Source organism: Mesorhizobium sp. WSM4846 (assembly GCF_055811415.1).
Map to the genome: position 1 here is coordinate 136,099 of NZ_JBVVPZ010000014.1, position 588 is coordinate 136,686.

Genomic DNA, 588 nt, shown 5'->3' on the forward strand with positions numbered 1-588 from the left:
CGGCTCCCAAAAAGCCCCTCCCCCCCGCGCGGCCTGGCCCCCCACCCACACAAACAACAACACCCCCCCCGGTGTGGGGCCCGCCCGCTCCGAGTTGCCTGGGAGATCTGAGGGCTTAAGCGCCGCGAACCAGGCAGCCGCCGGCAAGCACGATATAAGCGATGAGGACGATCCACACCGCGGCTAGGGGAATGAACGCAAAAACGCCGAGAGCGGCGAGAAGACCGATGATGGCGATAACAAGGGATATGATGAAAATAAGCTGCGTAGGCGCACTGAGATTCATGTGTGGCTCCTCCGACATGATTCGTACAACCGCATCCTATCAGGCGCCCCGTTCCCACACTAATCAGCGGGGCGCAGCGGGTTCGCCCGGTCAGCCGGTAGCTTGCGGCGCGTTCAAATCACGACGGCAATCGCTTCAGACGGAAGACAATTTCCGATTTTGGCGGAGACCACCAATTGTCGATCTTGGTGCCGCCCCTCATCGCCCTGCCGTGTCCAGTTGATGGATGGGTAACACTTTGAACCGGATACATGGGTTACAGTTTTCCCCCTGTCGTGTCCGCCGCAGCGCCATGCGGTTTG

General features: G+C 60.5%; 2 protein-coding genes. Both read right to left on the minus strand.

Translation table 11 applies throughout. The features are described 5' to 3' along the window. Window positions 1-115: 115 nt before the first annotated feature. Entirely contained in the window at window positions 116-286 is a 171-nt protein-coding gene (locus tag AC0L15_RS14735; RefSeq protein ID WP_077383756.1) for a hypothetical protein, read from the minus strand. Between the two features lie 113 nt (window positions 287-399). Next, on the minus strand, window positions 400-588 hold a 189-nt coding region (locus AC0L15_RS14740; RefSeq protein WP_473496529.1), incomplete at its 5' end, for a hypothetical protein.

Coding starts and splice junctions, on each gene's coding strand:
- AC0L15_RS14735 (WP_077383756.1), bottom strand. CDS start 286: ATGAATCTCAGTGCGCCTACGCAGCTTATTTTCATCATATCCCTTGTT.